Genomic DNA, 25627 nt, shown 5'->3' with positions numbered 1-25627 from the left:
TATACTGGCAGTAATATAACCTTGGGGCGGAGGCGATTGGATGAGAAACACCTGGAAGCTGAAATACGAAGACCATAGCATTCACGTGGAAAATACGCTGTTGAATGATAAACTTTACGTCGACGGCGTATTGCAGGATGAACACATCGGCTTGCACTTGAGTTCACGGCTTTATGGAAAACTGAAAAACAGCCGCGGGGAGTCTGAAGACATCAAAATTTCATTGTCAGCAAAATGTCCGAATACAGAATGCAGAATCTTTATTGGGGAACGCCTTATCTACTCGACTGGCCTGCAATGGGACATGTAAGTAATGAAACCGAGCCGCAAAGCGCAAATGCTTTGCGGCTTTTGCGTTAGGTTTATCGGTCTATGCACAAGAACAAAAAAATCATCTATTTTATAAATTATGGAACATATTCCTATTTAATGAAAATATACTAAGTAGTTGGAATCATTTGTTAAAAAATCAGAAAATTCTTTCTCCTGGTGTGCTATGCTTTTTTTATCACTAGGAAAAAGGGGCTGGAAAAGTGGAAAAGAAACGTGCATTGAAGTGGGGGGTGCCTGTCGTACTGGCAGCTGTATTGGCAGTATCGCCTGTCCAAGGTGGAAATTCCGATCAAGGGGCTGAGGCAGATGACGATTATGCAGGACTCGCAAATGACATCAACTTGTTGCTGCAGGATAAACGCCTGGACGGTGCAACGACAGGCGTCAGCATACGCAAAGCGGAGACCGGAGAAGTGATATACGACCATTTCGGAGATTCCCGATTGACGCCGGCATCGAACACGAAATTGTTCAGCGGAGCGGCAGCGCTGGAGACTTTAGGAGAAAATCATCGTTTCAGCACAGAAATACATACAGATGGCCAACTCAAAGGAAAAGTTTTGCAAGGAAACCTATACTTGAAAGGGAAAGGCGATCCTACGCTTCTGCAAAAAGACTTTGAGGAATTTGCCGCTGAGCTGAAAAGCCAGGGCATTGAAAAAGTGAAAGGCGACCTTATCGGAGATGACACGTGGTATGACGATGAACGGCTTTCCGAAGACATCACATGGAAAGACGAGCGCTATTACTACGGCGCTGAAGTGTCGGCTTTGACGGCTTCGCCGAACGAAGATTACGATGCGGGCTCTGTCATTGTCGAAGTGAATCCCGGCGATGCGCAAGGAGCTGAAACAGCAGTAACGCTGACGCCCCATACGGATTACGTCAACATCATCAATAACACGACCACAGTGGCAGTCGGCGGCAAGAAAACAGTTTCCATCATCCGCGCCCACGGGTCAAACGACATCATCATCGAAGGCGAAATGCCGCTTGAAGGTTCACGTACGCGTGAGTGGATCGCCGTGACGGAACCATCGGGATACGCCTTGGACTTGTTTGAAAACGCCTTGGCTGCAGAAGGAATCGAATTGATTGGCAAACATGGCATGAAGATGGGCGAGGTACCGGAAGGTTCGACTATGCTGGCTGAGCGTCAATCTATGACCTTGCGTGAGCTTTACATTCCGTTTATGAAACTGAGCAATAACGGACATGCTGAAGTGCTGGTGAAAGAAATGGGCCAGGCAGTTTCCGGTAAAGGAAGCTGGGACGCTGGGCTTGAAGTTGTTGAAGACGTTGCTGTAGACCTCGGCGTGAATATGGACACGGTCCAGCTGCGCGATGGCTCGGGCATGTCGCATGTCAACCTTGTCCCTGCAAATGAAATTTCGGCTCTTCTTCACGGAGCGCAGCAGGAAGAATGGTTCGGAGCTTACTTGAACTCGCTGCCAGTAGCAGGTGTTCCTGAACGTTTCGTAGGCGGGACGCTCCGCAACCGCATGAAAACAGGGGAAGCGACTGGCAATGTCACCGCTAAAACGGGAACACTGACAGCTGTTTCAGCATTATCCGGATATGCAGAAACACGCAGCGGGGAAAAATTGATTTTCTCAATCCTGATCAATAACGATCTTGCGACCGTGACGCCAATCGAAGATGCCATTGCATCAGCAATAGCGGAATACGGCGAAGAACAATAAATGCCATCCCGATAAGCGATTGCTTATCGGGATTTTTAAGTGTTGGAGAGTAGTATTACTAAAGCCGATATTCCGCAAAATAGCCCCGCAAGCCCATATGCTCCTGTCCCTGCAACGCTTCGCTAGCTTCGGGACATGAAAGTGCGTTGCATCGCTGCGCTGCTTCGTCGCAAAGATACGGCCGAACTACCTTCGGCCATATCTTTCCTGCGGGCTTGCGCCGAACTAACTCGTGCTAACGCCCGAGTGGATTTCGGCACTGCGCTGTCTCGCGGGAGTCGGAGCTGTTTTGCTCCATATCTGTAGAACCTTGAGAAACTACAGAAAGGATATCTTTCACGATCTTTGGTAAAAGAGATGATTTTCTATATTAAGAAATACCTTTGAATGAAGCGTAAGGCGGGCCCGCGGAACGCGTCCGCCTGTCTCTGTCCCTGCAACGCTGCGCTAGCTTCGGGACATGAAAAAACGTTGCATCGCTTCGCTAGCTTCGAGACATGAAAGTACGTTGAAGCGCAATGAAAAGAGCCTACCCACAGGTTCTCCTTACACAGAAATATCTTTCGGTTCATCTGGCATTTTGGCGGGTAATTCTGTATGTTTAATATATTCAGACAAAATATTCAGTCACAGGGGGAAATAGCATGAAACCAATCATTGGCATCACGGCATCGAAAGAATTGGGCAAAGAACACTACACAATCGAACAGGCGGACACAGAAGCTATTTTACAGGCAGGCGGCTTGCCAATCATGCTTCCGCATTTATTGGCAGAAAAAGACATCGACCAGATTGCGAACCGAATTGATGGGTTATTTGCTGCTGGCGGCTACGACATCGATCCAACGCTATTCGGCGAAGAACCGCATCCGAACCTCGGAGTGATCATTCCCTCGCGCGATGCGTTTGAATTGGCGCTGATCAAAAAGGTGCTGGAATTGGGCAAGCCGATTCTGGCTGTTTGCCGCGGGGCACAGATTTTGAACATTGCCATTGGCGGGGATATGTATCAGGATATCACCACTCAGAAAGAAGGAGACTTGCTTCAGCATCAGCAGAAGGCGCCGAAATTCCACGGTTCGCATTTCGTGCACATCCCAGAAGGTTCTCTGCTGCAGCGCTTGACGGGGAAGACACAATTGAAAGTCAACAGCCGCCATCATCAAGCCAACAGATTGGTGCCGGAGTCTTTCCTCGTAAGCGGTACAGCAAGCGATGGTGTGATTGAAGCGATTGAAAGCAAGGAGCATCATTTTGTGTTGGGGGTGCAATGGCATCCAGAGAATATGGCTATTGCTGGGGACGCCCCTTCTATCGGCATCTTCAACGGATTTATCGAAGCGTGCCTGGAAGAGGGGGATGAATAAGTGCAGATTATCGATACGCATTGCGACGCCTTACTGAAATTGCAGCTTGCTAAAAGAGGGGCTTTCTACAAACAGCAGCCGTTGAATTTCACGGATGCGGATGGAATTGAAACGAATTACGAGCGGCTCCGTTCAGGCGGCGTCAAAGTCCAATTTTTTGCGGTATTTCTGTATCCGGATTTGCCTGACAATGAAAAATGGCAGCACGCGCTTGAACAGGTCGATCTGTTTTACACGGAAATTCTTGGCAAGAATGCTGCTATGAAGCACATTAAACGCTGGGAAGATATCGATGCGCTGGCGGATGGCGAAATTGGTGCTGTTTTGACACTTGAAGGAGCGGATGCTTTCGGCAATGATTTGATGAAGCTGCGCCAACTGTATCGCCTGGGTGTGCTGTCAATCGGATTGACGTGGAACAATGCGAATTTATGCGCGGACGGCGCCGGGGAACCCCGAGGCGGAGGGCTGACCCTGCTTGGCAAGGACGTGGTGCGTTTGAACAATGAAAACCGAGTCTTCACGGACGTTTCGCATTTATCAGTGAAAGGGTTCTGGGACGTTATGGAACTCGCTGATTATCCTATTGCGAGCCATTCCAATGCGCGGGCGCTTTGTAATCACCCGAGAAACTTGGATGATGAACAAGCTAAGGCGATGTTCGCGAAGGACGGCATGATTGATGTCGTGTTTTGCCTGGACTTTATCAAACCCAATCCGAAAGATATTATGATTCCGGATTTAATCCGGCACATCGACCATTTTTGCAGCCTGGGGGGCGTAAAGCAAATTGGAATCGGTTCCGATTTTGACGGCATCGCTTCACACATTATTGATTTAGAAAATGCCTCGAAGTTCCAAAACCTTGTAAACGAATTGCAAAAGCATTATTCGGAAGATGAAGTGGCGGGTTTCGCTTGCCGGAATTTCCTTGAACATCGGCCAGGCATGAAGATGCAAAAAAGCTGAAAGGCAGCAAACAATAGCGCTGTAAATGAAAAAAGACGCACCGCTGAATTCAGCGGTGCGCCTTTTTGCTACTCCTCGTACACTTGCGCAGGAGCGTTTTTCGTATTCTTGCGTTTATGGATGACAGCGTTGATTTCGGCGCCGATCACGAGGATCAAACCGGTCAAGAAGAACCAAAGCATCAAGACGATTAACCCGCCCAAGCTTCCGTATGTCGCGGAATAGCTTCCGAAGTTTGCCACGTAAATCGAAAATCCGAGTGACACGACTTGCCATAAAACGGTAGCGATGACTGCACCGACCAATACCTCTTTGAAAGGGAATTGCTTATTCGGCGCAAATTTGTAAAGGAATGCCAGCACGATGCTCATAACAGCGATCGAGATAACCCAGCGCAAAACTTGGAAAATGATTTCTGTCTGTTCCGGCAAATTTAGGGTAGAACTGATTGCATCGATGATGGCTCCGCCAAAAATTGGCAAGACCAAAGCGATGATGACTGCAACAAGCATGAACAACGTCAAGACGATGGCCATGGCTTTCTTTTTGATAAACGAACGGGTTTCTTCAACATCGTAAGCTGTGTTCGTTGCTTCGATAAAGGCGTTCATGGCATTTGAAGCCGACCATAATGTCCCCAGGATACCGAATGTCAACAAACCGCCAGATGGCGTGGTGACCACGCTGACAATGGTGTCTTCGAATGTTCTCGCCACTTCACCTGGCATGATGCCGGCGATGAATTCCATAGCGGCATTCGGATCGATCTGCAAATAAGGCAAGATCGACAATAGCAAAATTAATAAAGGGACAATTGCTAATAAATAATAATAGGCTTGTGCAGCAGCTAAGGTAGTGGCTTTGTCTGTTTTAATTTCTCCGCCGACTGCTTTAGCATACGACATAAATTTACTCATATATCCGACCTCCATCCTTAAGACTATTCTCTATATGCCCCATTGCCAGCCGGTTTAATCCCGAAATTTTGAAATCGACCGTATTTTATGGAGCTATTCACGCATTGCTGCTCCAATAATGGCGTCAAAAGAAAACTTTAATACGTTTCCGCTGCTGTCTAAGGACAGCATCTTGAGCCTAAGGTCTATCGCCGCGACAACCCCGGTGAAAGCTTTCACCTCTTCTTGCCAGACACGGATTTCGATAAGGCATTGCCGCTTATAAGCCAAGTGGATTTCCTCGTAAAGAGCTTCAAGGTCGAATTCATCCAAACGGGGTCTGGTATCGCTGCGCTCGTGGTTCTGCCAGTCGCGTAGCATCTGCACATGTTCGGGCAGCATCATCGCTGTCCACTTGATCGTACCCCGATCTTTGATTTGTCCATTCACTTTTAATTGCCTGTTCAGTTTCATGCAAATTCCTCCTTCTTTTAAAATAGGAACATTTGTTCTTATAATATAGAAGGTCACCCTTATGGTCAATGCCAACTGGAAAATAATGTCCGTTTAAACGGAAAAAAGCAGGACATTTGCAATGAGATGTCCTGCTTTTTGTCAATCTCTTAGAATTTCCAATGAGACTTTTACAATATGGTGGTTTTCCATTTCGAGGATAATCCAGCGTTGCCCAGTTTTTGAAACGATGTCGCCAATTTCTGCTTCCACCAGCTGATGCTGGATCCAGCCTGCAATCGTATCAATATCGTCACTATCTTCAAACTCCAGATTGAATCGCTCTTCAAGGTCTTTCAGCAAAACACGCCCATTTAACAAGTAGCGGTCATCGCTTTCTTTAATGATTTCAGCTTCTTCTTCATCATCGAATTCATCGCGGATTTCCCCGACAATTTCTTCCAAGATGTCTTCCATTGTAATAATCCCTGACGTTCCGCCATATTCATCAATCACCAAAGCGATATGCGTGCGGTCTTTCTGCATCTTCATCAACGCTGTCTGAAGAGGCGTCGTTTCATGGAAATAGGGAAGGCTATGGATAAAATCGGGCATCTTCACATCGCCCACAAGCGCATAATGGGTCAAAATTTCTTTGGCGTTGATAAAACCGATCAAATCGTCTTTATCGCCGTTATTGGCAATGGGATAGCGCGTGTAGCGATGTTCCCGAAGTTCGGCCAACAGTTCTTCGCAGCTCAAATCTTGCGGGAAAGCCACAATCTGGGTACGCGGCACCATGACATCTTTAGCGCTGCGCTCATCGAATGCAAATATATTCTGCATGAAGGACAATTCGGTTTGGTTGATTTCGCCGCTTTGAAAACTTTGTGCCATGATGATTTTCAGTTCGTCTTCCGAATGGGCCTGTTCTTCAGAAGCAGGCTGGACACCGAAAAGACGGAGGAAAACACGCGCCGAACCGTTAAGCAGAAAGATGACTGGAGCCATGATTTTGCCAAACCAGTAAAGTGGCGGGGCCAATAGCAGCGACATGCGTTCGGCGAATTGGAGCGCTAATGATTTCGGCGCCATTTCTCCGATGACGACATGCAAAAAAGTCACTAGCGAGAAAGCCAGGACAAACGAAACGATGGCCGAAACCGATGACGGGATGCCGAATGCATCAAAAACAGGATGCAGGATCCGCTCCACGGTCGGTTCTCCGAGCCAACCAAGGCCAAGTGCTGTGACCGTAATTCCGAGCTGGCAGGCGGATAAGTAATAATCCAGATTCCCGACAACTTTTTTGACCGTAAGCGCCTTTTTATTGCCTTCTTCAATGAGCTGGTCAATGCGCGACATGCGGACTTTGACGACGGCAAATTCAGCCCCTACAAAAAAGGCTGTCAACGCGATTAATAAGATGAGCAAAGCTAAATTCAATAAAAGTATGGGGTCCAATAAATTCCCTTAAATAAGGGATTCACCTCCGGATTTTTTTGGTATTATTATAAATTTACCATAGTTAAAAGGCAAAACCTATCGTTTTAGATTAATCAGCCAGTACCTGGCGCGTGATTTCCTTTATATCAACAATCGAGTCTTCACTGATGACGTCTTCAAGGATGACATGCTGGAAGTAATCAACGCTCGCTTTAAGCGGAATCGCCAGCAGCTTTTTCAAGGCAATGCGGTACATCGCGACAAATTCCTTGTCCGAATTGCCGCGTTTCAATTCTGCGAACGACTCGTAGAATTGGTCGAGCTTGTCTGCCATCTCCAGCAGACGCCCTTCGGTGGAAGCGTCTTTTCCTTCTTTCATACGGTCAAAGAACACTTCGTGGAATTCTTCAGGGATTTCGCGGTAGATGAACTTTTCCATCATGCCTTCTTCCACTTTTGCAATCATTTCTTTAAGTTCGGGTGAAGAGTGCTTGACGGGCGTCTTGATATCGCCGATGAACACTTCCGCAAAGTCATGGTTGATGGTTTTTTCGTATAGCGACTTCCAGTCGACGTTTTTGCCTGCCCGTTCTTCAATGGTAGCAAAGAACATCGCATATTGGCTGACTTTCCAGGAATGCGCCGCTACGTTATGCTCTTCAAACTTAAATCTACCTGGAGCACGGATAATCCGCTCCAAATCATTTAATGAGGTAAAAAACCTATGGATTCCCATCGCCCTCGACTCCTTTATTTTTTCTCTATACCTCATCATACCCGGTTTTCAGTATAATAAAAGAAGATACTAAAAAAGGGGAACATGCGACATGACTGGAAAAACACACATCATCGGAGGCATCGCCGCAAGCCTGGCGTTTGCCCAAATTACACATTACGATCCGGTTATACTCTTATGCTCCGGAACTATAGGGGCGCTGCTGCCGGATATTTGCCACGGAGGCAGCAAAATCGGCCGCTCGTTCCCGGTTTTATCGAAAATCATCAATGTTCTGTTCGGTCACCGGACGTTTACTCACAGCCTTCTTTTCTTAGTGCTGATAGGCATCCTGTTTAATGCCCTTGGAGTGGACAAAGCCATCAGCGCAGGTTTTCTGGTCGGAATGATCAGCCATCTTGTACTGGATATGGCGACGAAAAATGGCATTAAATTATTTTTCCCATTGAAAGCGACGATCCGCTTTCCAATCACAACAACAACTGGCGGAACTGCTGAATACTTGGTATTTTCCGCGCTTTCAGTATTGGTTGTCTATTTTGGTTATGACGCTTTCTCAATCTACTTCCAATAGGATACTAGCCAGAAATTCTGCCAGCTATAAAATGAACCTGAAACAGGAGTTTTATCGCTGCGTTATAGGGAATAATCGCCTTATAGACGAAAAAAAGGAGGCGAAATTCATGGGAAAAGACGACTTTTCGAATGAACGCCCTCTCGGCGGCTCAAAAAAACGCCGCGAACGGGAAGAATTTGAAAGCATCGAGCAGGAATCCAGTGAAGACGGAAGAGACATGGGAAAAAAGGGAGCGCACAGCAACCTTGGAGTGGGCGATGAAGAAACGCCGATAAAAGAAAATGAAAAAGAATGAAAAAAATGCCGCCTCAGCTTTTAGCCGAGGCGGCATTTTTACGGTACATCGATACAGCAAACAGGTACAGCATAGGCAGCGACGCGGTGAACAGCACCAAAGCGTTCCAGCCGCCAGCGGTCCAAAGCGGACTTAACAGTGAGCTGCCTGCAGCGACGCCGATGTAATAAGCGACAAGGTACAAGCTCGAAGCACTTCCCTTGTGATGGGCAGCTTGCTGTCCTACGGAAGCTGCTGTCAAAGAATGGGCAGTAAAGAAGCCTAGGCATGTCACACATAAACCGACTGCGATGAGCCAGACTTGGGAGCTGAGGGTCATCAAAATCCCTAAAGACAAAATCACTACACCAGCTCTGCGCACAGTACGGAGGCCGAATCGTTCTGCGGTGCGCCCAGCCAGCGGCGAACCCGCGACACCGATTCCGTAGGCGAAAAAGAAATAAGAAATGGTCTGCAGCGTCATGGAGTAAGGAGGTGCTTCAAGGTGGAACGGCAAATAAGTCCAGATACCTGTGAACGAAATCTGCAGAACCGCCCCAAGACCGAAGACAACAAGCAAAGAAGGGTTTTTCAAATGGAAAAGGAAGCCTGCAATGTCTTTAGAGAAGCTTAGGTCGCTCGGTTGGAAATAAAGGGATTTCGGCAGCAGAAGCAACACAGCGACAAAAAGTAAAAGGCCGGTTGCCCCGAAAACAAAGAAGGTGGTCTGCCAGGAAAAGTGGTCAGACAGATAGCCGGCGAGTACACGGCCAATCATCCCGCCAAGCGCATTGCTGGAAATGTAGAGAGCGGTCGCATACGCGATGTCTTTCCGGTCGATCTCTTCACTGATATAAGCCAGTGCCGCTGCCGGAACTCCTGCCAGCGCAAAACCTTGGATAAGGCGCAGAACAACAAAACATGTAAAGGATTCGGTGAACGGCAGCAGGAAAAAAGGGAGCGCCGATCCGAGCAAGGAATAGATAATATAAGTTCGCCTGCCGTTGCGGTCAGAAAAGAAGCCGAGAATGATCAAGCCGGCAATCAGCCCGACAATCGTCGAAGACAGCGCCAGGCTGGATGTAGAAATCGAAACCTGGAATTCTGAGACGAAAAGCGGAAGCAACGGCTGCACGGCGTACAGGTTGGCGAAGATGAAAAGAGAAGCTAGAAGCAAGCTGAGCATGATCTTCCAAAAATCTTTGTCTTTGGAAGTGTATTTTTGGAGCTCCATAGAATTCACATCCATTCGCTTGGCGATATCAATATATTACCATTAATCAACTGCAATGGAATTGTGATGGAGCAAGACATGAAAAAATCCCGCAAATCGAATGATTGCGGGATTTTTTCATATTTTATTGAAGAAAGAAAGAATCTGTTTCTTCGAAGGTTCTTGAAGGCGATAGCGAAGTTCTTTGTTTTGGGTATTTACCAGATGGTAAGCCGGGTTTTCAGCAACCGTGAACTTCCAATGTGGTTTCGTGTTTTTCTTCTTGATCTGGAGTTCAGGCGGCATCATTTTTTCTTTGAAGCTTTCGAGTTTAGCCATCAAAAAGGTATCCATATACCGTACGATCAAAAAGCCTTGTTGACGCTCCGGGTCGAATTTCGCCAAGCTGAATTCGCTGATATCAAAACCTTTTTCGTACCGCTGGACTGATGGAGATAATACGAAGCAATCCTCGTTCGCAAATACCGATGAGTTGCCTTGTTGTTTCAGCCCTAATTCTTCTACCAGAAAATCTTTGTTTACCAGACTCATTTCTCGTGCAGTAGCCATGTAATTCCTCCTTGTAAAGCTCTTTATGTCTTATTATACCACTCTTTGGCCATAAATGGGGATGAAACGGGCTATTGAGATTTGCCAAGAGCACACAATGGGTGCATGCGAATAAAGAAAGGGGGTAATAACGGAAAAATGAGCTGATAACAATTAAAAGGCGGAAAATTCTGTTATATTAAAGGTATGGAAGAAAGTGTGGAAAGGAGTGTTTGCATGTGTGGTAGATACGCTTTATATGCGGATTATGCAACGATTTTAGAACGGTTTCACATTGAAGAAAGTGCGGTTGGCGAAGCGGAGTATTCGCCCAGCTACAACATCGCACCTTCCCAAAAAGTGCTGGCGGTGGTAAACGACGGGACGAAGAACCGGCTTGGCTATTTGAAATGGGGGCTCGTGCCGCCGTGGGCGAAAGATCAGAAAATCGGCTATAAGATGATCAATGCCCGAGCAGAGACTGCAGCGGAAAAGCCAAGTTTCCGCCATGCGTTCAAGAAAAAACGCTGCTTGGTGATTGCGGATGCCTTTTACGAATGGCAGCGTACTGATGAAGGCAAAATTCCCATGCTCGCCAAGTTAAAGTCCGGGAAGCCTTTCGCTTTTGCTGGGCTTTGGGAAACATGGCAATCGCCCGAGGGTGAAATTGTGAACAGCTGCACCATTCTGACGACACAGGCCAATGGATTGATGGGGACAATCCATGACAGAATGCCGGTCATGCTGTCGGAAGAAGGAGAGAAACTCTGGCTCAATCCAAAACAGGATCCACAGGTTCTTGAAGACTTATTGAAACCGTTCGATTCGGAGGAAATGGAAACTTTTGAAGTCTCAGATGCTGTCAATTCGCCAAAGCATAATGGACCGGAATTGATTCGAAAAGTGGGATGATCGGAGGGATTCCAAATGAAGAGTGGCCTGATTTTAGAAGGAGGAGGCATGAGGGGCGTTTATACAGGGGGAGTTCTGGAGAAATTCCTGAATGAAGAATTGTTTGTGGATTACATTATCGGAGTCTCGGCAGGCGCATGCAATGCTTCTTCTTATGTGTCGCGGCAATCCGGACGCAACCGTGAAGTGACGATCGGCTCTGTACATCATCCGGATTATATATCAGTAAAGAACCTCTTGCTTAAAAGGGAATTGTTCGGCATGAATTTGATTTTTGACGAAATTCCGAATCGTCTTGTGCCATTCGATTACATGAATTTCAATAAAGCCACCGAAGAATTCGTAGTGGGGGCGACCGATTGCATGACGGGTGAAGCAATCTACTATAGAAAGAATGAGCATGCTGATGACATTCTATCGATTGTCCGGGCATCAAGCTCAATCCCGTTGATGGCGCGGCCGGTCGAGTACAATGGGCGCCTGTTGATGGATGGGGGGCTTGCAGATCCGCTGCCGATCCGAAAAGCACTGGAGGATGAAGTGACAAGGCCAGTCATCATTCTCACCAAAGAGAAAGGGTACCGCAAAAAAAAGAATTCGTTTGCACGCATCGTGCCTACCTTTTACCGCCAGTTCCCAGGAATCATCAAGAACCTGGAAGACTGGGCTATCCGCTATAATACAACAATGGAACTTATTGAAAAAATGGAAGCGGAAGGGACTGTGCTGGTCATCCGGCCCTCTAAATATTTCAAAATGACCGGTATGGAGCGCGATGTCGGAAAGCTGACGGAGCTCTACGACCTAGGCTATAAAGATACTGAAGAGATGATGGACGTGATCTACAGATTCATCAGCCGCTAAACCGCTGGAAGCCAGCGGTTTTTTTATATGGCGGTGCGCCCGCCAATAATCGGAAATATGGTAAAATCGGAGAGAGGTGCATTTATGATTGAACGATTGAACCATCACCAGGAAAAAACGGCAAAAGAAATTCAACGTCTGCAAAAGCGTGCCTACCAAGTTGAAGCCGAACTGATCGGATTCGACGGCATTCCGCAATTAAATGAGTCCATATTGGAAATTCAGAATTCGGGCGAAACTTTCATTGGGTATTCCAACGGAGTGTTGGCCGGCTTCATTTCCTACAAAGTGAAGGGGCCCTTAGTCGATATCCACCGGCTAGCCGTTGCACCCGCACATTTTCGGCAAGGGATAGGACGTACATTACTTGCGCATTTGCTGGAAAATTTTCCATGCAGCGATTTTATCGTCAGCACAGGCACATTGAATGAACCCGCTAGAAAATTGTATGAAATGTTTGGTTTTAAACTGCAAGGAAGCTTTGAACCGGAGCCTGGAATTCCATGTGTAATTTATCATAAAATTAAAACATTACATATAAATGATTTCGAAAAGTAAAAATAATTATAATTTATCTTTCAAAACGGAAGTAAAGGACGTATAATCATATACAAAAATATAGTTTAGAGGTGCGCTTATGAAATTGGATGAAATTGATAAGAAGATATTGGATTTATTGACGGTCAACGGCCGTTCTTCGTATGTCGACATCGGTAAAGAATTGAGCCTGTCACGCGTGGCAGTCCGGGAACGTGTCCATCAACTGACCGAGGCGGGCATCATTGAAAAGTTCACGGTGGTCATTAATAGCGAAAAAGTTGGAAAAAAAGTATCCGGTTTCTTTGAAGTAGATTGTGAACCATCCTCCCTTGTTGAAGTTGCGCAGGCGCTGGCGGATAACCCCAGTGTTGCAAGCTGCTACCAGATGACCGGTCCATCGACTCTGCACATGCATGTCTTGGTGGATGACTTTACTGATCTGGAGAAATTCATTAACAAGGAATTATATGCGCTTGAAGGAATCACGCGCGTAGAAAGCCACATTTTATTACGCCGTTTCAAGAGCAGAAATGGTTTGAAACTTTAAGAGCTTGCAGCATATTCAATTGCTGCAGGCTTTTTTTGTGCGGAAAATTGATTATTTCTCAGAAAATCCTTTTTTATAGTCAATTGCGATGCTTTCTTTTTGTATTCCAAAATATTGGAAAGCGTTTTCATCCATATATTTCAAAATGTATAATAATTATTATAAAAACGAACTAAAAGAAGGATTTTTCAATAGAATTATAATTTTATGAATGAAAAAAATAAAAAATAATGACTTTTTTGAAAATTCGTATAGATTTTTTAAAAGACTTGCTCTATAATCAAAGAAATCAAAAAAATCATTTGTTAATCGTTTTCATTTAAACACTTAACAAATGTAAAGAGGGGGAGGAACAATGCTTGCTTTAATAATCCGCCGGATAATGCAATTGGCATTCTTGCTATTCGGAATCTCATTTCTTGTCTTTTCTTCTATGTATATTGCGCCCGGAAATCCGGCAGCTATCATTGGCGGCCCAACTGCTACGGCGGAAGATATTGCGGCAATCGAAGCGAATCTCGGCTTGGACGATCCGTTTCTTACACAATACGTACGATACGTCGGTAATGCAGTGCAAGGGGATTTCGGTTATTCCTATCAGACAGCCCAACCAGTTGCTGATGCCATTGCGGTCCGCTTTCCAAACACGTTGAAACTGGCAATTGCCAGCATGATCGTTGCGGTGGTCATCGGAATCATCACAGGGCTGATCTCGGCGCTGAAGCAAAATTCTTTGCTCGATGTATCGGCAACGACCTTTGCTTTAGCGGGCATCTCGATACCGAACTTCTGGCTAGGGGCATTGCTTATTCTGGTCTTCTCGGTCAATCTCCAATGGTTGCCGGTAGGAGGGATGACCAACCCCTTCTACACGCTCGCGGGAATTAAAGAATTGATCCTGCCGGCCATTACGCTTGGCACAGGTTCAGCTGCTATGATTGCCCGCATGACACGGTCTTCTATGCTTGAAGTAATCCGTGCCGATTATGTCCGGACAGCGCGTGCGAAAGGTGTTAAAGAGAAAAACGTTATATGGATCCACACATTAAAGAACGCAATGATTCCGATTATCACAGTCATCGGCTTGAACTTCGGTTTCCTGCTTGGCGGCACGATCATCACAGAGAAAGTATTCGCAATCAATGGGGTCGGCCGCTTGATGATTGATGCCATTGCTGCCCGGGACTTTCCAATGGTCCAAGGTTCTGTGCTTCTCGTCGCCACCTTGTTCGTAGTTGTCAATCTGCTTGTTGATATCATCTACACCTATATCGATCCAAGGATCAAATTCGATTAAAAAGGAGGGGACCCAATGGCAATAGCGGAAACGGTTGCTTTAAAAGAAAAAAAGCGAGAGAAATATATCGTCACCACGATTCGGCGCTTGTTTAAAAACAAATTGGCGGTAGCTGGCCTGATTATCGTCATCCTGCAAATCCTGATGGCCATTTTTGCACCAGCCATTACAGTACATGATCCGATAAAACAGAATCTTGCCAGCAGTGAATTGCCGATGTTCAGTGACGGCCATTGGCTTGGCACTGATAATTATGGCAGGGATGTCTGGAGCCGCATTGTTTACGGCGCACGGATTTCTCTAGTAGTGGGATTAGTTGCCGTCTCATTAGGGCTTATCGGCGGAGTGCTTCTGGGCATGCTCGCCGGCTTTTATCCGAAGCTTGACGCTGTTATCATGCGCTTTGTCGATTTACTGTTTTCGTTTCCGGGAATTCTTTTGGCGATGCTGATCATCGCTATCCTGGGAACTAGCCTAGTCAATGTCGCAATCGCCATCAGCATCTGGTCGATTCCCACATGCGCGCGCATTGTCCGCGGCTCGGTATTGTCGATTAAAGAAAAAGAATACATCATGGCCATGCGCTCGATGGGCGCTTCGGATCTACGGATCATGGCCAGGCACATCTTGCCGAACGCCACCGCGCCAATCATTGTTTTCGCAACAATGCGGATGGCGACCGCTATCCTTTCCACTGCTTCACTCAGCTACTTAGGGCTTGGCGCACAGCCGCCGACTCCGGAATGGGGTGCCATGATTTCACAAGGCCAAGACTTTATGTGGACATCTCCGCATTTGACGATTGTGCCCGGCATCGCCATCATGCTGACAGTTTTCGCATTTAATGTACTCGGAGACGGCTTACGCGACGCGCTCGATCCGAATATGGATATACAACAATAAGAATGGGGGAATTTAAATGAAAAAACACTGGCTGCTTTTATTAACATTGATCGGGGTATTGATTTTAGGGGCTTGTTCTGGTGGAAGTACCATTCCAGAAGGGCAGGAAGGTTCAGGTTCTGATTCGGAGCCGGCAAGCGGAGGGGCGAAGGAAGTTATTTATGCTTCAACTTCTGATGCGGTGGGATTATCACCGACAATGACGAATGACTCTGTTTCTTCGAACGTCATGACTCAGATTTATGAAAACCTATTTGAAAGAAATCCGGAAACAATGGAATTGGAACCGAAGCTTGCAGAATCCTATGAAAACACAGATGACCTGACTTGGGTGATCAAATTGAAAGAAGGCATCACTTTCCAAGATGGCACGCCGTTCAACGCGGAAGCAGTCAAATATACGTACGATAAGTTGCGCGACCCGGCAACTGCCGCGCCACGTGCATCCTTATTAGAACCGGTGGATACGGTAACGGTTATTGATGAAACAACTGTTGAAATCAAAACGAAATACCCATACGGACCGCTGCTTGCAGCATTGTCCCACTCAAACGCTGCTATTATCAGCCCAACTGCTGATGAAAAACAAGATTTGATGCAAAATCCGGTAGGCACAGGCCCATTCAAATTTGTCAGCTGGGCGACTGGCGACCAAATCGTCCTTGAAAAAAATGCAGACTACTGGGATGGAGAAGTTGCGCTTGATAAAGTGGTATTCAGAGTAGTGCCAGAAACATCAACTGCTATTTCAATGCTTCAGACAGGTGAAGTAGGCTTCCTGGATGCATTGCCGCCAGAACAAATTTCCCGTATCGAAGGCTTGAAAAATGTCGATGTGTCCAAACAGGAAGGGACTCCGGTCTACTACCTGACTTTCAACCATTCACAAGAGCGCAACCAGGATCCAGCATTCCGAAAAGCGGTCGCTCAAGCAATCGATCGTGACGCTTTTGTTGAAAAATTGAACGGATTGGGCGTAAGAAGCGACAGCGTACTTGGACCGAAAGTCTTTGGCTATAACGAAAGTGCAGACAAAGCAGGAACAGCATACGATCCAGAAGCTGCTAAGAAACTGGTAGAAGAAAACGGTTTTGGGGACGAGCCGATCAAATTGCTTGCAGCGAACCGCGACAATTTTGTCTTGATGGCGGAAATTGTCCAAGCACAATTGACTGATGCAGGATTCAAAGTGGAAATTGAAATGATGGAATGGGCGACATTCCTTGATACAGCACGCGGCGGTGAATATGATTTGACATTCTTGAGCTGGTCGAATGTTACAAGTGACGGTTCTGAGATGCTTTACCCGAACTTCCATTCCGATAACGTTGGAAATTCAAACCGTGCGCAGTACAGCGATCCTGAATTCGATAAATTGGTTGAAGCGTCACGTACGACTATAGACCAGGCTGAACGCGAGCAACATTTGAATGAGGCGAATATGTACATGCTTGAAAACGATATTGCCGTCGTCATGTATCACGGCCTTGTAACTTCAGCTACTGACAAATCAATCAAAGGGCTGAAAGTGGACCCGAATGGCCAATGGAGCTTAAAAGACGTAACGAGAGAGTAGGGAGAATATGGGAGAAAGATTGCTTGACGTGAAGAATCTGGTTACATCATTTCGTACAGCCGATGGAACATTGCAAGCGGTCAGAGATGTTTCTTTCCATGTTGATAAAGGGGAAACGCTTTGCATCGTCGGCGAGTCCGGCTGCGGGAAAAGCATCACTTCTTTATCGGTGATGCGCTTGCTCCCATCCAACGGCTCAATCGAAAGCGGAGAGATTTTGCTGAACGGTGAACCTCTTCAAAATCTGTCAAATGAAAAAATGCGCAGAATCCGCGGCAATCGGGTTTCGATGATTTTCCAAGAGCCGATGACGGCGTTGAATCCGGTTTTGACAATCGGCTTTCAATTGCGTGAGCCGCTGATGCTGCACCATAAAGTGTCGAAAGCGGAAGCATCGATACAAGGCATTGAATTGCTTCGGCAAGTGGGGATTCCCAATCCGGAGAAACGGTTGAACCAATACCCGCATGAACTGAGCGGGGGGATGCGCCAACGGGTCATGATTGCTATGGCCCTGTCCTGCCATCCGAGTTTGCTGATTGCGGATGAACCTACTACAGCGCTGGATGTTACCATCCAGGCACAGATTCTGGACTTGATCAAAGACTTGAAAGAGAAATTGAATATGGGCGTTTTGATGATTACCCATGATATGGGCGTCGTAGCAGAAGTTGCAGACCGCGTCATGGTCATGTACGCAGGAAAGAAAATCGAAGAAGGACCGGTGGAAGAAATATTCACTAATCCAAGCCATCCCTATACATTAGGGTTGTTGCACTCGGTACCGAACGTCGATGATCCTGAATTTGAACTGGAACCGATTCCGGGCAATATGCCTGGATTGAATGAACAGATCACTGGCTGCCGTTTTCATCCGCGCTGCAAATTCGCAATGGATAAATGCAGAGTGACGGAACCTCCTAATTTCACTTTATCCAATGGCCATAGCGCGATGTGCTGGTTGAACGAAAAGGAGGCCGAAAAAGATGAAAGCAGTGGAAGAGTTACGGTCGAATCCTGAAGTCCTCGTTGAATTAAATGGTGTAAAAAAATACTTTCCAATCAAAGGCGGGGTCTTTAAACGAGTTGTCGGCAATGTCAAAGCTGTTGAGTCGGTAACGCTGAAATTATACAAAGGCGAAAGCCTCGGAGTGGTAGGCGAATCTGGCTGTGGTAAATCCACGCTGGGGCGCACAATCCTCGGGCTTGAGGAGCTGACTGATGGTACAATTAGCTTCGGACAGCAGGAAATCCAGGATCTGAGCCGCAAGGAAAAAAAGAAATTCGTCAAAGAAATGCAAATGATTTTCCAGGATCCTTACGCTTCGCTGAATCCGCGACAGCGAATCGGCCATGCATTGGATGAAGTGTTCAAAATGCATACCGATATGTCGGCGAAAGAGCGGAAAGATTCCGTTTTGAGCTTGTTAGCCGAAGTCGGGCTGAAGCCTGAACATTACGACCGCTATCCGCATGAATTCAGCGGAGGCCAGCGGCAGCGAATCGGCATTGCCCGGGCAATTGCCCTCAATCCTTCTTTTGTCATTTGTGATGAAGCGGTATCGGCATTGGATGTTTCAGTGCAGGCGCAAGTCTTGAAACTGCTGAAAACCATCCAGAAAAAGTACGATCTTTCTTATATGTTCATTTCCCACGATTTAGGAGTTGTGCGCTACTTCTGCGATCGGGTGCTTGTTATGTACCTGGGGAATATGGTGGAAATGAGCGATGTATCCAAAATCTTCAATAACCCGCTCCACCCTTATACAAAAGCGCTGTTGTCGGCGATTCCGAGACCGGCAATCAACGCGAAACGCGAACGTATCCGCCTTGTTGGCGATATGCCGAATCCGGCAAATCCGCCTACAGGCTGCCCATTCCACACCCGCTGTCCGATTGCGCAGGATGTTTGTGTTGTGGACAAGCCGGCGTTTGTGGAACATGAACCAAATCATTTTGCGGCGTGCCATTTCGCGGGCAAACTATGAGCCGGGTGCCGGGGGAAACTCCGGCAGCTGGCTTTTATTCTGAATCTGGAGGAATTTCAATGGACTATTTACAGCACCCGTTCGAATCGAAAAGACATACGGTATTTTCAAAAAAAGGCATGGTTGCAACTTCCCAGCCTTTAGCGGCACAAGCAGGGATCGAAGTGATGCAAAAAGGCGGCAACGCAATCGATGCCGCAATTGCAACAGCGGCTGCGCTGACAGTCGTTGAACCAACTTCAAATGGAATCGGGGGAGACGCTTTTGCATTAGTTTGGGTAAAAGACAAGCTCCACGGTCTGAACAGTTCAGGTCCTGCGCCGGCGAAAATTTCGATAGAAGCTGTAAAAGCGCTCGGGCATGACAAGATGCCGGTACACGGCGTAGTGCCAGTCACGGTTCCTGGCGTTCCCGCTGCATGGGCCGAACTTTCAAAGAAATTCGGCAAATTGCCTTTGTCTGAAGCGTTAAAACCGGCAATCCGATATGCGGAAGAAGGCTATCCGTTGACGCCGATCCTTGGCAAGTACTGGAAAGCGGCTTATGAAAAATTCAAGGATTCGTTTACTTCTGAAGAATACCAATCGTGGTTCGATACGTTCGCACCGAATGGCCAGGCTCCGGAAATTGGAGAAATGTGGTCTTCACCAGGACATGCGGCAACGTTGAAGGAAATAGCCGAAACAGATGCACGTTCTTTCTATGAAGGGCCGCTGGCTGAAAAAATCGATGCTTTCATGAAGCAGCATAATGGCTTCCTTTCCAAAGAGGATCTTGCAGCATTCAAACCGCAATGGGTTGAGCCGGTGTCAGCCAATTACCGTGGCTATGATGTGTGGGAAATTCCGCCGAACGGCCAAGGCATGGTGGCATTGATGGCATTGAATATCTTCAAAAAACTGAAAGAGCCCAAATGGCAGTCAGCTGACACCTATCATCAACAAATCGAAGCAATGAAGCTGGCTTTCACAGATGGCAAAGAATTTATCACGGAACTAGAAGCGATGCCTGTCAGCGTCGAACATCTTCTGTCCGAAGAATATGCAGCACAGCGTGCCGGTACGATCGGTGAAGGCGCAGCAGATCCTGTTCCTTACGATCTGCCTAAAGGCGGGACCGTTTATTTGTCCGCAGCAGATGAAGAAGGCAATATGATTTCCTATATCCAAAGCAATTACATGGGCTTCGGTTCAGGAATCGTCATTCCAGGAACGGGAATCGGCCTGCAGAACCGCGGTGCAGATTTCTCGCTTGACCCGCAGCATCCGAATGTACTGCAAGGTGGAAAGCGGACTTATCACACGATCATTCCCGGATTCCTGACCAAAGACGGCAAAGCGGTCGGTCCATTCGGCGTAATGGGCGGCTATATGCAGCCGCAGGGACATTTCCAAGTAGTAACGAACACCATAGACTATTTAATGAATCCACAGGCTGCCCTTGATATGCCGAGATGGCAATGGATGGGCGGCAAAACGATTTTGGTCGAGCCGAATTTCCCGAATTATTTAGCGCAGTCGCTTGCGCGTAAAGGGCATGCAATTCAAGTAGCAACAGACGGCGGTGCTTTTGGCCGCGGCCAGATCATTTGGCGCAATCCGGACACGGGCGTATTGTCAGGCGGCACAGAGTCCCGTACGGATGGAGCCGTGGCTGTTTGGTGACTGAAGGGAAAAAAGGGATGGAGCCGCGGGCTGGTTCAGCCTTGAAAATAAATGCCGATTTATTTGCCGCCTTTTTTCGCGTCGGTATTTTAGGCTTCGGCGGAGGCCCCTCGGCAATCCCTCTTTTCCATGCGGAAGCTGTAAAAAAATATGACTGGATGACAGAAGACGAGTTCAGCGATACCTTGGCGCTGGCCAATACGATGCCAGGTCCGATTGCCACGAAAATGGCCGGCTATATAGGTTATCGCATCGGGGGCATCGTTGGAAGCATGACGGCGCTGATTGCATTAGTGGTGCCGACGGTCCTGATGATGATCCTGTTGCTCGGCGCATTGCAGCAATACAAGGGCGTTGAATGGGTAAACAGCATGTCGGCAGCAGTTGTTCCGGTTGTTGCGGTCATGCTGGGGGTGATGACCTGGGATTTCGTGAAAAAATCCGGGCAGTCCCTGGGCTGGCCCCGAGCTGCCTTGCTGCTCGGAATTTCGGTTCTGTTGATGGAAATCCTCCATATCCATCCGGTTGTTTTGATCATCGGAATTCTTTTGATCGTGTTGCTGGGCTTTAGAAAAGGAGGGCGGACAGCGTGATTTACTGGTCCATTTTTCTGGCGTTTTTTATTCCCGGCATATTGGGCTATGGCGGAGGCCCTGCCTCCATACCGCTTGTTGAGAAGGAAGTGGTTGACCGGTACGGCTGGATGACGACGCAGGAATTCGGAGAAGTGCTGGCATTGGGAAATGCACTTCCAGGACCGATTGCGACGAAGATGGCTGGCTATATCGGATACATGGAAGGTGGAATCCTGGGGTCATTTATCGGGTTGTTCGCTTCGGTGGCACCTTCACTGATTTTGATGATTGCCTTGATGATGACATTGATGAAATACAAAGATTCCCCGAAAGTCAAAAACATCACGAAGATGATCCGGCCAGTCATCGCTGTTCTTTTGGGCGCCATGACGCTGCAGTTTTTTATGACTTCAGCAGAAACTTCCGGCAGCATACAAACCGTAGTGCTGGCGGTAGTCAGCTATTGGCTATTGGAAATCAAGAAAATCCATCCAGCCTTTGTCATATTGCTCGCACTCGTCTACGGCGGCCTCAGTGGCTTGTTTTAGTTTCTTAATAACCTCCAAAACCATTCGCATGCAGCGGGTGGTTTTTTGTTGCAGGCAGAAACCTTTACTTTTAATTCGAGATATTTTATTATAGCAATCAAGGACAATTGTTGTCCTCGTTAATAAGGGATAGAGGTGAGTTTCATGCACATGAAGACAGGGGTCGAGCAATCCGTATATGCCATTCTTTTGTTGAATATGCTGCCGGGCAAAGCAGTGCTGTCCGGTGAAGCAATCAGTCAGCAGTTGAATGCGTCACCCACTTATTTTCAGAAGTTGTTGAGGAAATTAGTCAGCGCAGATCTGGTGGCATCAGTGCCTGGCGTCAAAGGCGGATTCCGGTTGAAGAAACGCCCCGAGGAAATCTGTGTGTACGATATTTACTTGGCAATAGAGGGCAGGCAATCGCTGTATTCACCAAGCGGGATTTTGGGCGATTTGCTGGAACTTGAAAAACCCGAGGCCAGTTGCTTGTTGACGGATTTAATGGATGAAGCAGAATCAGCATGGAGAGCTGTCATGGAGCGGGAAACTGTGGCTTCATTGGCACGGAAGATGGAAGAACAGCGATTTCAGCCGAAAGCGGCAGAGCTTCAACAATGGTTGATCGAAAAAATGCTTGTTCAGGAAAGGAGCGGTAATCGATGATTGCAAGTTTGACTCGCATTAACGAATTATCAAAAATAGCAAAAGAAGTAGGCTTGACGAAAGCTCAGCAAGTGGAACAGCAAGTGCTGCGCGAAGATTACCTGCGCCAGATCCGTGGACAGGTAGAAAGTTCGGTTACCGGATTGACGATCATCGATCCGCTCGGCAACGACGTTACGCCAGATAAATTAAAAGATAAAACTGTTAACAATATTATATAGAAAGAAAGTGATTATAGATGAATGATTATTTAGTGAAAGCATTAGCATACGACGGACAAGTCCGCGCATACGCCACACGCACAACTGAATCCGTGGGGGAAGCGCAGCGCCGCCACTATACATGGCCGACTGCATCAGCCGCACTGGGCCGCTCAATGACAGCGACCGTCATGCTTGCAGCTATGATGAAAGGCGAAGAAAAGCTGACGATCAAAATCAACGGCAATGGACCGCTCGGAACGATTTTGGTTGATGCCAATGCCAAAGGGGAAGTCAGAGGATACGTGTCGAATCCGCATACCCATTTCGATTTGAACGAAAAAGGAAAATTGGATGTGCGTCGCGCTGTCGGAACGGAAGGGACGTTGTCGGTATCGAAAGACATTGGCTTGCTGCATCCTTTCGTTGGGCAAGTACCGCTCGTATCAGGTGAGCTGGGTGAGGACTTCACGCATTATATCGTCACTTCGGAGCAGGTTCCTTCATCAGTGGGTGTTGGCGTAATCGTTAATCCGGATAACAGCATCCAGGCTTCCGGGGGCTTTATCATCCAGTTGATGCCGGGCACTGAAGAAAGTGTCATTGCGCATATTGAGCAGCGATTATCGGAAATTCCGACCATTTCGAGCATGGTGCGTGATGGCTTAACGCCTGAAGAGATTTTATCAGAAGTTCTCGGAAGCGAGAATGTTAAAGTTCTGGAAAAAATGCCTATCCAGTTCCAATGCCAATGTTCACGGGATCGCATATCGAATGCCATCATCAGCCTTGGCCCTGACGAAATTCAGGACATGATTGTGACCGATGGCCAAGCGGAAGCCCAATGCCATTTCTGCAATGAAAAATACCATTTTTCCAAACAGCATCTAGAAGAAATGCTTGGCTAGAAAAACATCTAATATTAATGCCGCCATCGTCGGCTGGCTTAAAAAATGCAGCGGATCCGTTCCGCTGCATTTTTTTGTCGAAAAGCGTTGCTTAAAATAAAAACGGATTAGTTGGTATGAAGCGAAAAGTATGTTATTATTATCTCGAATTCAAGATAAGTTTCGAACTAATTAAAAAGGGGAAAGCCAGAACAGAGCAGAGGCTTTCTACTATCTCGGGAGGTTATAAAAGATGAAACACATATTCCAAAAAGGTACCGATCCATCCAAACCGACATTTCTAATGCTCCACGGCACAGGCGGCAATGAAAATGATTTGATGCCGATTGCGGCTCATATTGATTCGCAGGCTTCCATCCTAAGTGTCCGCGGCAACGTTTCAGAAAATGGCATGCCGCGCTTTTTCAAGCGCTTGTCTGAAGGTGTATTCGATATGGAAGATTTGAAATTGCGGACCGAAGAATTATACGATTTTATTGGCAAAGCGGCTGAAGAAAACGGTTTTGACCGTACCAATGTCATCGCCATCGGCTACTCGAACGGAGCGAATATTGCAGCCAATCTGCTCTTTACTTACGCAGATGCGTTGAAAGGTGCGATTCTTCACCACCCGATGGTGCCGAACCGCGACACGGAATTGCCGAATTTGGCAGGTGTCCCTGTATTCATCGCAGCTGGCACGAACGACCCGATCTGCCCAGCAGAAGAGTCGACAGATCTGGAACGGCTTTTAAGCGATGCCGGTGCCAGCGTCAAGCTTCATTGGGAAAATTACGGACACCAATTGACCATGCCGGAAGTCGAAGCGGCGAAAGAATGGTACGATAACTTATAATCATCCAACCCCTCTTGCACATTAAGAGGGGTTTTAGAAATTTTAGGAGGAGGGATGTTATGAAGGAAAATCCGCATATCCAGGAACAGCTTGAAGCATGGGTGAAAGAAAACAAAAGCCACGCTATTTTAGGGACGACCGCCCAATATATACCGGCGCTTGGAAAAGTGGATCCAAGTCTTCTCGGCATTTGCATGGTGGATGAGGATGGGCATTATTATTGCGCCGGAGATACGGACCAGGAATTTACGCTGCAAAGCATTTCAAAGGCGCTGACGTTCATCGCCGTGAGCTGCCATTACGGTTTGGATTTCGTTTTGGAGCGTGTAGACGTCGAACCGACGGGAGAAGCGTTCAATTCCATCATTCCGTTTGAAATACACCGGCCAAACAAGCCGTTCAATCCTTTTATCAATGCAGGAGCTATTACCATTTCTGCGATTTTGCCCGGGACAACGAGTCAGAAAAAATACGAATTTTTGCTGGAGTTTCTGGAAAAGCTTGTCGGCCATCCGCTTGAGCTCGATAAGGAAGTGTACGATTCGGAATGGAAGACATCGCATCGCAACCGGGCACTCGCCTACTATTTGAAAGAAGCGAAGTTTTTGGATATTGAAGTGGAAGAAGCGTTGGATATATATATTCGCCAATGTTCCATCAAAATGAGCGTCAAGGACTTGGCGCTGATCGGATTGATCATCGCTTACGACGGTTTTAACCCAATTACAAAAGAAACGCATTTTTCGGCTGAAATTGCGCAAGTGGCAAAAGTTTTGATGGTCACCTGCGGCATGTACAATTCATCCGGCAATTTTGCGGCGCATGTCGGCATTCCAGCGAAAAGCGGCGTGTCTGGCGGAATCATGGGGGCTGTGCCTCCGAAACTGCATTCCCAGACCTATGAATTCAAGGCTGGTGCAGGCATCGGTGTTTACGGGCCAGCAATTGATGTCCAAGGAAACAGCGCTGCAGGGACAATGATGCTGCGGCAGATTTCAAAAGAATGGGATTTAAGTATATTTTAAATGAAAAGCTCTGCAGGCTGTTTATGCCTGCAGAGCTTTTCATATTTTCCATTTGGCGTTTTATTAAAAAAGTTAGAGGGT

At 47.1% G+C, this 25627-nt stretch carries 29 protein-coding genes; 23 read left to right on the top strand and 6 right to left on the bottom strand.

Annotation, left to right across the window (positions count from 1 at the left end; translation table 11 throughout):
* The first annotated feature begins 40 nt into the window (after nt 1-40).
* The 4 genes from AC4EHJ_RS08405 to AC4EHJ_RS08390 all read left to right on the top strand — a co-directional run bounded on the left by AC4EHJ_RS08405 (nt 41) and on the right by AC4EHJ_RS08390 (nt 4372).
* Nucleotides 41-310, top strand: a complete 270-nt coding sequence (locus AC4EHJ_RS08405) for a hypothetical protein (RefSeq protein WP_490975110.1) — start codon at nt 41-43, stop codon at nt 308-310.
* Between the two features lie 223 nt (nt 311-533).
* Nucleotides 534-2036, top strand: a complete 1503-nt coding sequence (gene dacB, locus AC4EHJ_RS08400) for a D-alanyl-D-alanine carboxypeptidase/D-alanyl-D-alanine endopeptidase (RefSeq protein ID WP_490975109.1) — start codon at nt 534-536, stop codon at nt 2034-2036.
* 644 nt (nt 2037-2680) lie between these two features.
* Nucleotides 2681-3403 (top strand): gamma-glutamyl-gamma-aminobutyrate hydrolase family protein, encoded by a 723-nt coding sequence (locus AC4EHJ_RS08395; protein WP_490975108.1) that lies wholly within the window; start codon nt 2681-2683, stop codon nt 3401-3403.
* Nucleotides 3404-4372, top strand: coding sequence for a dipeptidase (locus AC4EHJ_RS08390; RefSeq protein ID WP_490975107.1), 969 nt, complete (start codon nt 3404-3406; stop codon nt 4370-4372). It begins immediately after the preceding gene.
* A gap of 68 nt (nt 4373-4440) precedes the next feature.
* On the opposite strand, the gene AC4EHJ_RS08385 is transcribed toward AC4EHJ_RS08390, so the two are convergent.
* From AC4EHJ_RS08385 to AC4EHJ_RS08370, 4 genes are all read right to left on the bottom strand, one after another.
* Nucleotides 4441-5289 carry a YihY/virulence factor BrkB family protein gene (locus AC4EHJ_RS08385; protein WP_490975106.1) on the bottom strand — a complete coding sequence of 283 codons (849 nt, stop codon included), beginning with the start codon at nt 5287-5289 and terminating at the stop codon, nt 4441-4443.
* A 93-nt stretch (nt 5290-5382) separates the two neighbouring features.
* On the bottom strand, nt 5383-5742 hold the full coding sequence (locus tag AC4EHJ_RS08380) for a YolD-like family protein (protein ID WP_490975105.1): 360 nt from the start codon (nt 5740-5742) through the stop codon (nt 5383-5385).
* A gap of 141 nt (nt 5743-5883) precedes the next feature.
* Nucleotides 5884-7185: a hemolysin family protein gene (locus AC4EHJ_RS08375; RefSeq protein WP_490975104.1), complete on the bottom strand. Its 1302-nt coding sequence runs from the start codon at nt 7183-7185 to the stop codon at nt 5884-5886.
* Between the two features lie 91 nt (nt 7186-7276).
* Entirely contained in the window at nt 7277-7903 is a 627-nt protein-coding gene (locus tag AC4EHJ_RS08370) for a YfbR-like 5'-deoxynucleotidase (protein ID WP_490975103.1), read from the bottom strand.
* 91 nt (nt 7904-7994) lie between these two features.
* Between AC4EHJ_RS08370 and AC4EHJ_RS08365 the strand changes: the two genes are divergently transcribed.
* Nucleotides 7995-8477: a metal-dependent hydrolase gene (locus AC4EHJ_RS08365; protein ID WP_490975102.1), complete on the top strand. Its 483-nt coding sequence runs from the start codon at nt 7995-7997 to the stop codon at nt 8475-8477.
* A gap of 109 nt (nt 8478-8586) precedes the next feature.
* A complete protein-coding gene (locus AC4EHJ_RS08360) occupies nt 8587-8775 on the top strand; it encodes a hypothetical protein (RefSeq protein ID WP_490975101.1) in 189 nt (62 codons plus the stop codon).
* A gap of 13 nt (nt 8776-8788) precedes the next feature.
* Here the strand turns inward: AC4EHJ_RS08360 and AC4EHJ_RS08355 are convergent, their stop codons facing one another.
* Nucleotides 8789-9988: an MFS transporter gene (locus tag AC4EHJ_RS08355; protein WP_490975100.1), complete on the bottom strand. Its 1200-nt coding sequence runs from the start codon at nt 9986-9988 to the stop codon at nt 8789-8791.
* A 117-nt stretch (nt 9989-10105) separates the two neighbouring features.
* On the bottom strand, nt 10106-10537 hold the full coding sequence (locus tag AC4EHJ_RS08350; RefSeq protein ID WP_135505354.1) for a hypothetical protein: 432 nt from the start codon (nt 10535-10537) through the stop codon (nt 10106-10108).
* A gap of 216 nt (nt 10538-10753) precedes the next feature.
* On the opposite strand from AC4EHJ_RS08350, the gene AC4EHJ_RS08345 reads away from it, so the two are divergent.
* The 17 genes from AC4EHJ_RS08345 to AC4EHJ_RS08265 all read left to right on the top strand — a co-directional run bounded on the left by AC4EHJ_RS08345 (nt 10754) and on the right by AC4EHJ_RS08265 (nt 25546).
* Nucleotides 10754-11428, top strand: a complete 675-nt coding sequence (locus tag AC4EHJ_RS08345) for an SOS response-associated peptidase (protein ID WP_490975099.1) — start codon at nt 10754-10756, stop codon at nt 11426-11428.
* A gap of 15 nt (nt 11429-11443) precedes the next feature.
* The gene (locus AC4EHJ_RS08340) at nt 11444-12292 is read left to right on the top strand and encodes a patatin-like phospholipase family protein (RefSeq protein ID WP_490975098.1); all 849 of its coding nucleotides are present in this window, start codon (nt 11444-11446) and stop codon (nt 12290-12292) included.
* Nucleotides 12293-12376: 84 nt separating this feature from the next.
* Nucleotides 12377-12850 carry a GNAT family N-acetyltransferase gene (locus AC4EHJ_RS08335; RefSeq protein ID WP_490975097.1) on the top strand — a complete coding sequence of 158 codons (474 nt, stop codon included), beginning with the start codon at nt 12377-12379 and terminating at the stop codon, nt 12848-12850.
* A 79-nt stretch (nt 12851-12929) separates the two neighbouring features.
* Nucleotides 12930-13379: an Lrp/AsnC family transcriptional regulator gene (locus tag AC4EHJ_RS08330; RefSeq protein ID WP_490975096.1), complete on the top strand. Its 450-nt coding sequence runs from the start codon at nt 12930-12932 to the stop codon at nt 13377-13379.
* Between the two features lie 355 nt (nt 13380-13734).
* A complete protein-coding gene (locus AC4EHJ_RS08325; RefSeq protein WP_490975095.1) occupies nt 13735-14676 on the top strand; it encodes an ABC transporter permease in 942 nt (313 codons plus the stop codon).
* A gap of 15 nt (nt 14677-14691) precedes the next feature.
* Entirely contained in the window at nt 14692-15579 is an 888-nt protein-coding gene (locus tag AC4EHJ_RS08320) for an ABC transporter permease (protein ID WP_490975094.1), read from the top strand.
* 16 nt (nt 15580-15595) lie between these two features.
* Nucleotides 15596-17155, top strand: a complete 1560-nt coding sequence (locus AC4EHJ_RS08315; protein WP_490975093.1) for a glutathione ABC transporter substrate-binding protein — start codon at nt 15596-15598, stop codon at nt 17153-17155.
* A gap of 7 nt (nt 17156-17162) precedes the next feature.
* Nucleotides 17163-18176, top strand: a complete 1014-nt coding sequence (locus tag AC4EHJ_RS08310) for an ABC transporter ATP-binding protein (RefSeq protein WP_490975092.1) — start codon at nt 17163-17165, stop codon at nt 18174-18176.
* Nucleotides 18142-19143 carry an ABC transporter ATP-binding protein gene (locus AC4EHJ_RS08305; protein ID WP_490975091.1) on the top strand — a complete coding sequence of 334 codons (1002 nt, stop codon included), beginning with the start codon at nt 18142-18144 and terminating at the stop codon, nt 19141-19143. The genes AC4EHJ_RS08310 and AC4EHJ_RS08305 overlap by 35 nt, the downstream gene beginning before the upstream one ends.
* A 59-nt stretch (nt 19144-19202) precedes the next feature.
* Entirely contained in the window at nt 19203-20807 is a 1605-nt protein-coding gene (locus AC4EHJ_RS08300; RefSeq protein WP_490975090.1) for a gamma-glutamyltransferase family protein, read from the top strand.
* A 17-nt stretch (nt 20808-20824) separates the two neighbouring features.
* Nucleotides 20825-21400: a chromate transporter gene (locus AC4EHJ_RS08295; RefSeq protein WP_490975637.1), complete on the top strand. Its 576-nt coding sequence runs from the start codon at nt 20825-20827 to the stop codon at nt 21398-21400.
* Complete coding sequence (locus AC4EHJ_RS08290; RefSeq protein ID WP_490975089.1) at nt 21397-21930, top strand: chromate transporter; 534 nt, start codon at nt 21397-21399, stop codon at nt 21928-21930. Before AC4EHJ_RS08295 ends, AC4EHJ_RS08290 begins: the two co-directional genes overlap by 4 nt.
* Before the next feature lie 144 nt (nt 21931-22074).
* A complete protein-coding gene (locus AC4EHJ_RS08285) occupies nt 22075-22578 on the top strand; it encodes an RrF2 family transcriptional regulator (protein WP_490975088.1) in 504 nt (167 codons plus the stop codon).
* The gene (locus AC4EHJ_RS08280; protein ID WP_490975087.1) at nt 22575-22799 is read left to right on the top strand and encodes a DUF896 domain-containing protein; all 225 of its coding nucleotides are present in this window, start codon (nt 22575-22577) and stop codon (nt 22797-22799) included. Before AC4EHJ_RS08285 ends, AC4EHJ_RS08280 begins: the two co-directional genes overlap by 4 nt.
* A gap of 17 nt (nt 22800-22816) precedes the next feature.
* The gene (gene hslO, locus AC4EHJ_RS08275) at nt 22817-23686 is read left to right on the top strand and encodes an Hsp33 family molecular chaperone HslO (RefSeq protein WP_490975086.1); all 870 of its coding nucleotides are present in this window, start codon (nt 22817-22819) and stop codon (nt 23684-23686) included.
* A 232-nt stretch (nt 23687-23918) separates the two neighbouring features.
* Complete coding sequence (locus AC4EHJ_RS08270; RefSeq protein ID WP_490975085.1) at nt 23919-24521, top strand: alpha/beta hydrolase; 603 nt, start codon at nt 23919-23921, stop codon at nt 24519-24521.
* Nucleotides 24522-24580: 59 nt separating this feature from the next.
* Nucleotides 24581-25546 (top strand): glutaminase, encoded by a 966-nt coding sequence (locus AC4EHJ_RS08265; protein ID WP_490975084.1) that lies wholly within the window; start codon nt 24581-24583, stop codon nt 25544-25546.
* Nucleotides 25547-25627 lie beyond the last annotated feature (81 nt).

Source organism: Planococcus sp. TJ-301 (genome assembly GCF_058268475.1).
This window is presented reverse-complemented; position numbering and strand designations above follow the sequence as displayed.

Excerpts from the sequence above, each read along its gene's own strand:
- AC4EHJ_RS08395 (WP_490975108.1), top strand. The coding sequence starts at position 2,681 with ATGAAACCAATCATTGGCATCACGGCATCGAAAGAATTGGGCAAAGAA.
- AC4EHJ_RS08305 (WP_490975091.1), top strand. The coding sequence starts at position 18,142 with ATGAAAGCAGTGGAAGAGTTACGGTCGAATCCTGAAGTCCTCGTTGAA.
- AC4EHJ_RS08405 (WP_490975110.1), top strand. The coding sequence starts at position 41 with ATGAGAAACACCTGGAAGCTGAAATACGAAGACCATAGCATTCACGTG.
- AC4EHJ_RS08325 (WP_490975095.1), top strand. The coding sequence starts at position 13,735 with ATGCTTGCTTTAATAATCCGCCGGATAATGCAATTGGCATTCTTGCTA.
- AC4EHJ_RS08280 (WP_490975087.1), top strand. The coding sequence starts at position 22,575 with ATGATTGCAAGTTTGACTCGCATTAACGAATTATCAAAAATAGCAAAA.
- AC4EHJ_RS08295 (WP_490975637.1), top strand. The coding sequence starts at position 20,825 with ATGGAGCCGCGGGCTGGTTCAGCCTTGAAAATAAATGCCGATTTATTT.
- AC4EHJ_RS08340 (WP_490975098.1), top strand. The coding sequence starts at position 11,444 with ATGAAGAGTGGCCTGATTTTAGAAGGAGGAGGCATGAGGGGCGTTTAT.
- AC4EHJ_RS08285 (WP_490975088.1), top strand. The coding sequence starts at position 22,075 with ATGCACATGAAGACAGGGGTCGAGCAATCCGTATATGCCATTCTTTTG.
- AC4EHJ_RS08265 (WP_490975084.1), top strand. The coding sequence starts at position 24,581 with ATGAAGGAAAATCCGCATATCCAGGAACAGCTTGAAGCATGGGTGAAA.
- AC4EHJ_RS08360 (WP_490975101.1), top strand. The coding sequence starts at position 8,587 with ATGGGAAAAGACGACTTTTCGAATGAACGCCCTCTCGGCGGCTCAAAA.
- AC4EHJ_RS08350 (WP_135505354.1), bottom strand. The coding sequence starts at position 10,537 with ATGGCTACTGCACGAGAAATGAGTCTGGTAAACAAAGATTTTCTGGTA.
- AC4EHJ_RS08380 (WP_490975105.1), bottom strand. The coding sequence starts at position 5,742 with ATGAAACTGAACAGGCAATTAAAAGTGAATGGACAAATCAAAGATCGG.
- AC4EHJ_RS08370 (WP_490975103.1), bottom strand. The coding sequence starts at position 7,903 with ATGGGAATCCATAGGTTTTTTACCTCATTAAATGATTTGGAGCGGATT.
- AC4EHJ_RS08385 (WP_490975106.1), bottom strand. The coding sequence starts at position 5,289 with ATGAGTAAATTTATGTCGTATGCTAAAGCAGTCGGCGGAGAAATTAAA.
- AC4EHJ_RS08270 (WP_490975085.1), top strand. The coding sequence starts at position 23,919 with ATGAAACACATATTCCAAAAAGGTACCGATCCATCCAAACCGACATTT.
- hslO (WP_490975086.1), top strand. The coding sequence starts at position 22,817 with ATGAATGATTATTTAGTGAAAGCATTAGCATACGACGGACAAGTCCGC.
- AC4EHJ_RS08320 (WP_490975094.1), top strand. The coding sequence starts at position 14,692 with ATGGCAATAGCGGAAACGGTTGCTTTAAAAGAAAAAAAGCGAGAGAAA.
- AC4EHJ_RS08315 (WP_490975093.1), top strand. The coding sequence starts at position 15,596 with ATGAAAAAACACTGGCTGCTTTTATTAACATTGATCGGGGTATTGATT.
- AC4EHJ_RS08355 (WP_490975100.1), bottom strand. The coding sequence starts at position 9,988 with ATGGAGCTCCAAAAATACACTTCCAAAGACAAAGATTTTTGGAAGATC.
- AC4EHJ_RS08310 (WP_490975092.1), top strand. The coding sequence starts at position 17,163 with ATGGGAGAAAGATTGCTTGACGTGAAGAATCTGGTTACATCATTTCGT.
- AC4EHJ_RS08345 (WP_490975099.1), top strand. The coding sequence starts at position 10,754 with ATGTGTGGTAGATACGCTTTATATGCGGATTATGCAACGATTTTAGAA.
- AC4EHJ_RS08335 (WP_490975097.1), top strand. The coding sequence starts at position 12,377 with ATGATTGAACGATTGAACCATCACCAGGAAAAAACGGCAAAAGAAATT.
- AC4EHJ_RS08300 (WP_490975090.1), top strand. The coding sequence starts at position 19,203 with ATGGACTATTTACAGCACCCGTTCGAATCGAAAAGACATACGGTATTT.
- AC4EHJ_RS08330 (WP_490975096.1), top strand. The coding sequence starts at position 12,930 with ATGAAATTGGATGAAATTGATAAGAAGATATTGGATTTATTGACGGTC.
- AC4EHJ_RS08365 (WP_490975102.1), top strand. The coding sequence starts at position 7,995 with ATGACTGGAAAAACACACATCATCGGAGGCATCGCCGCAAGCCTGGCG.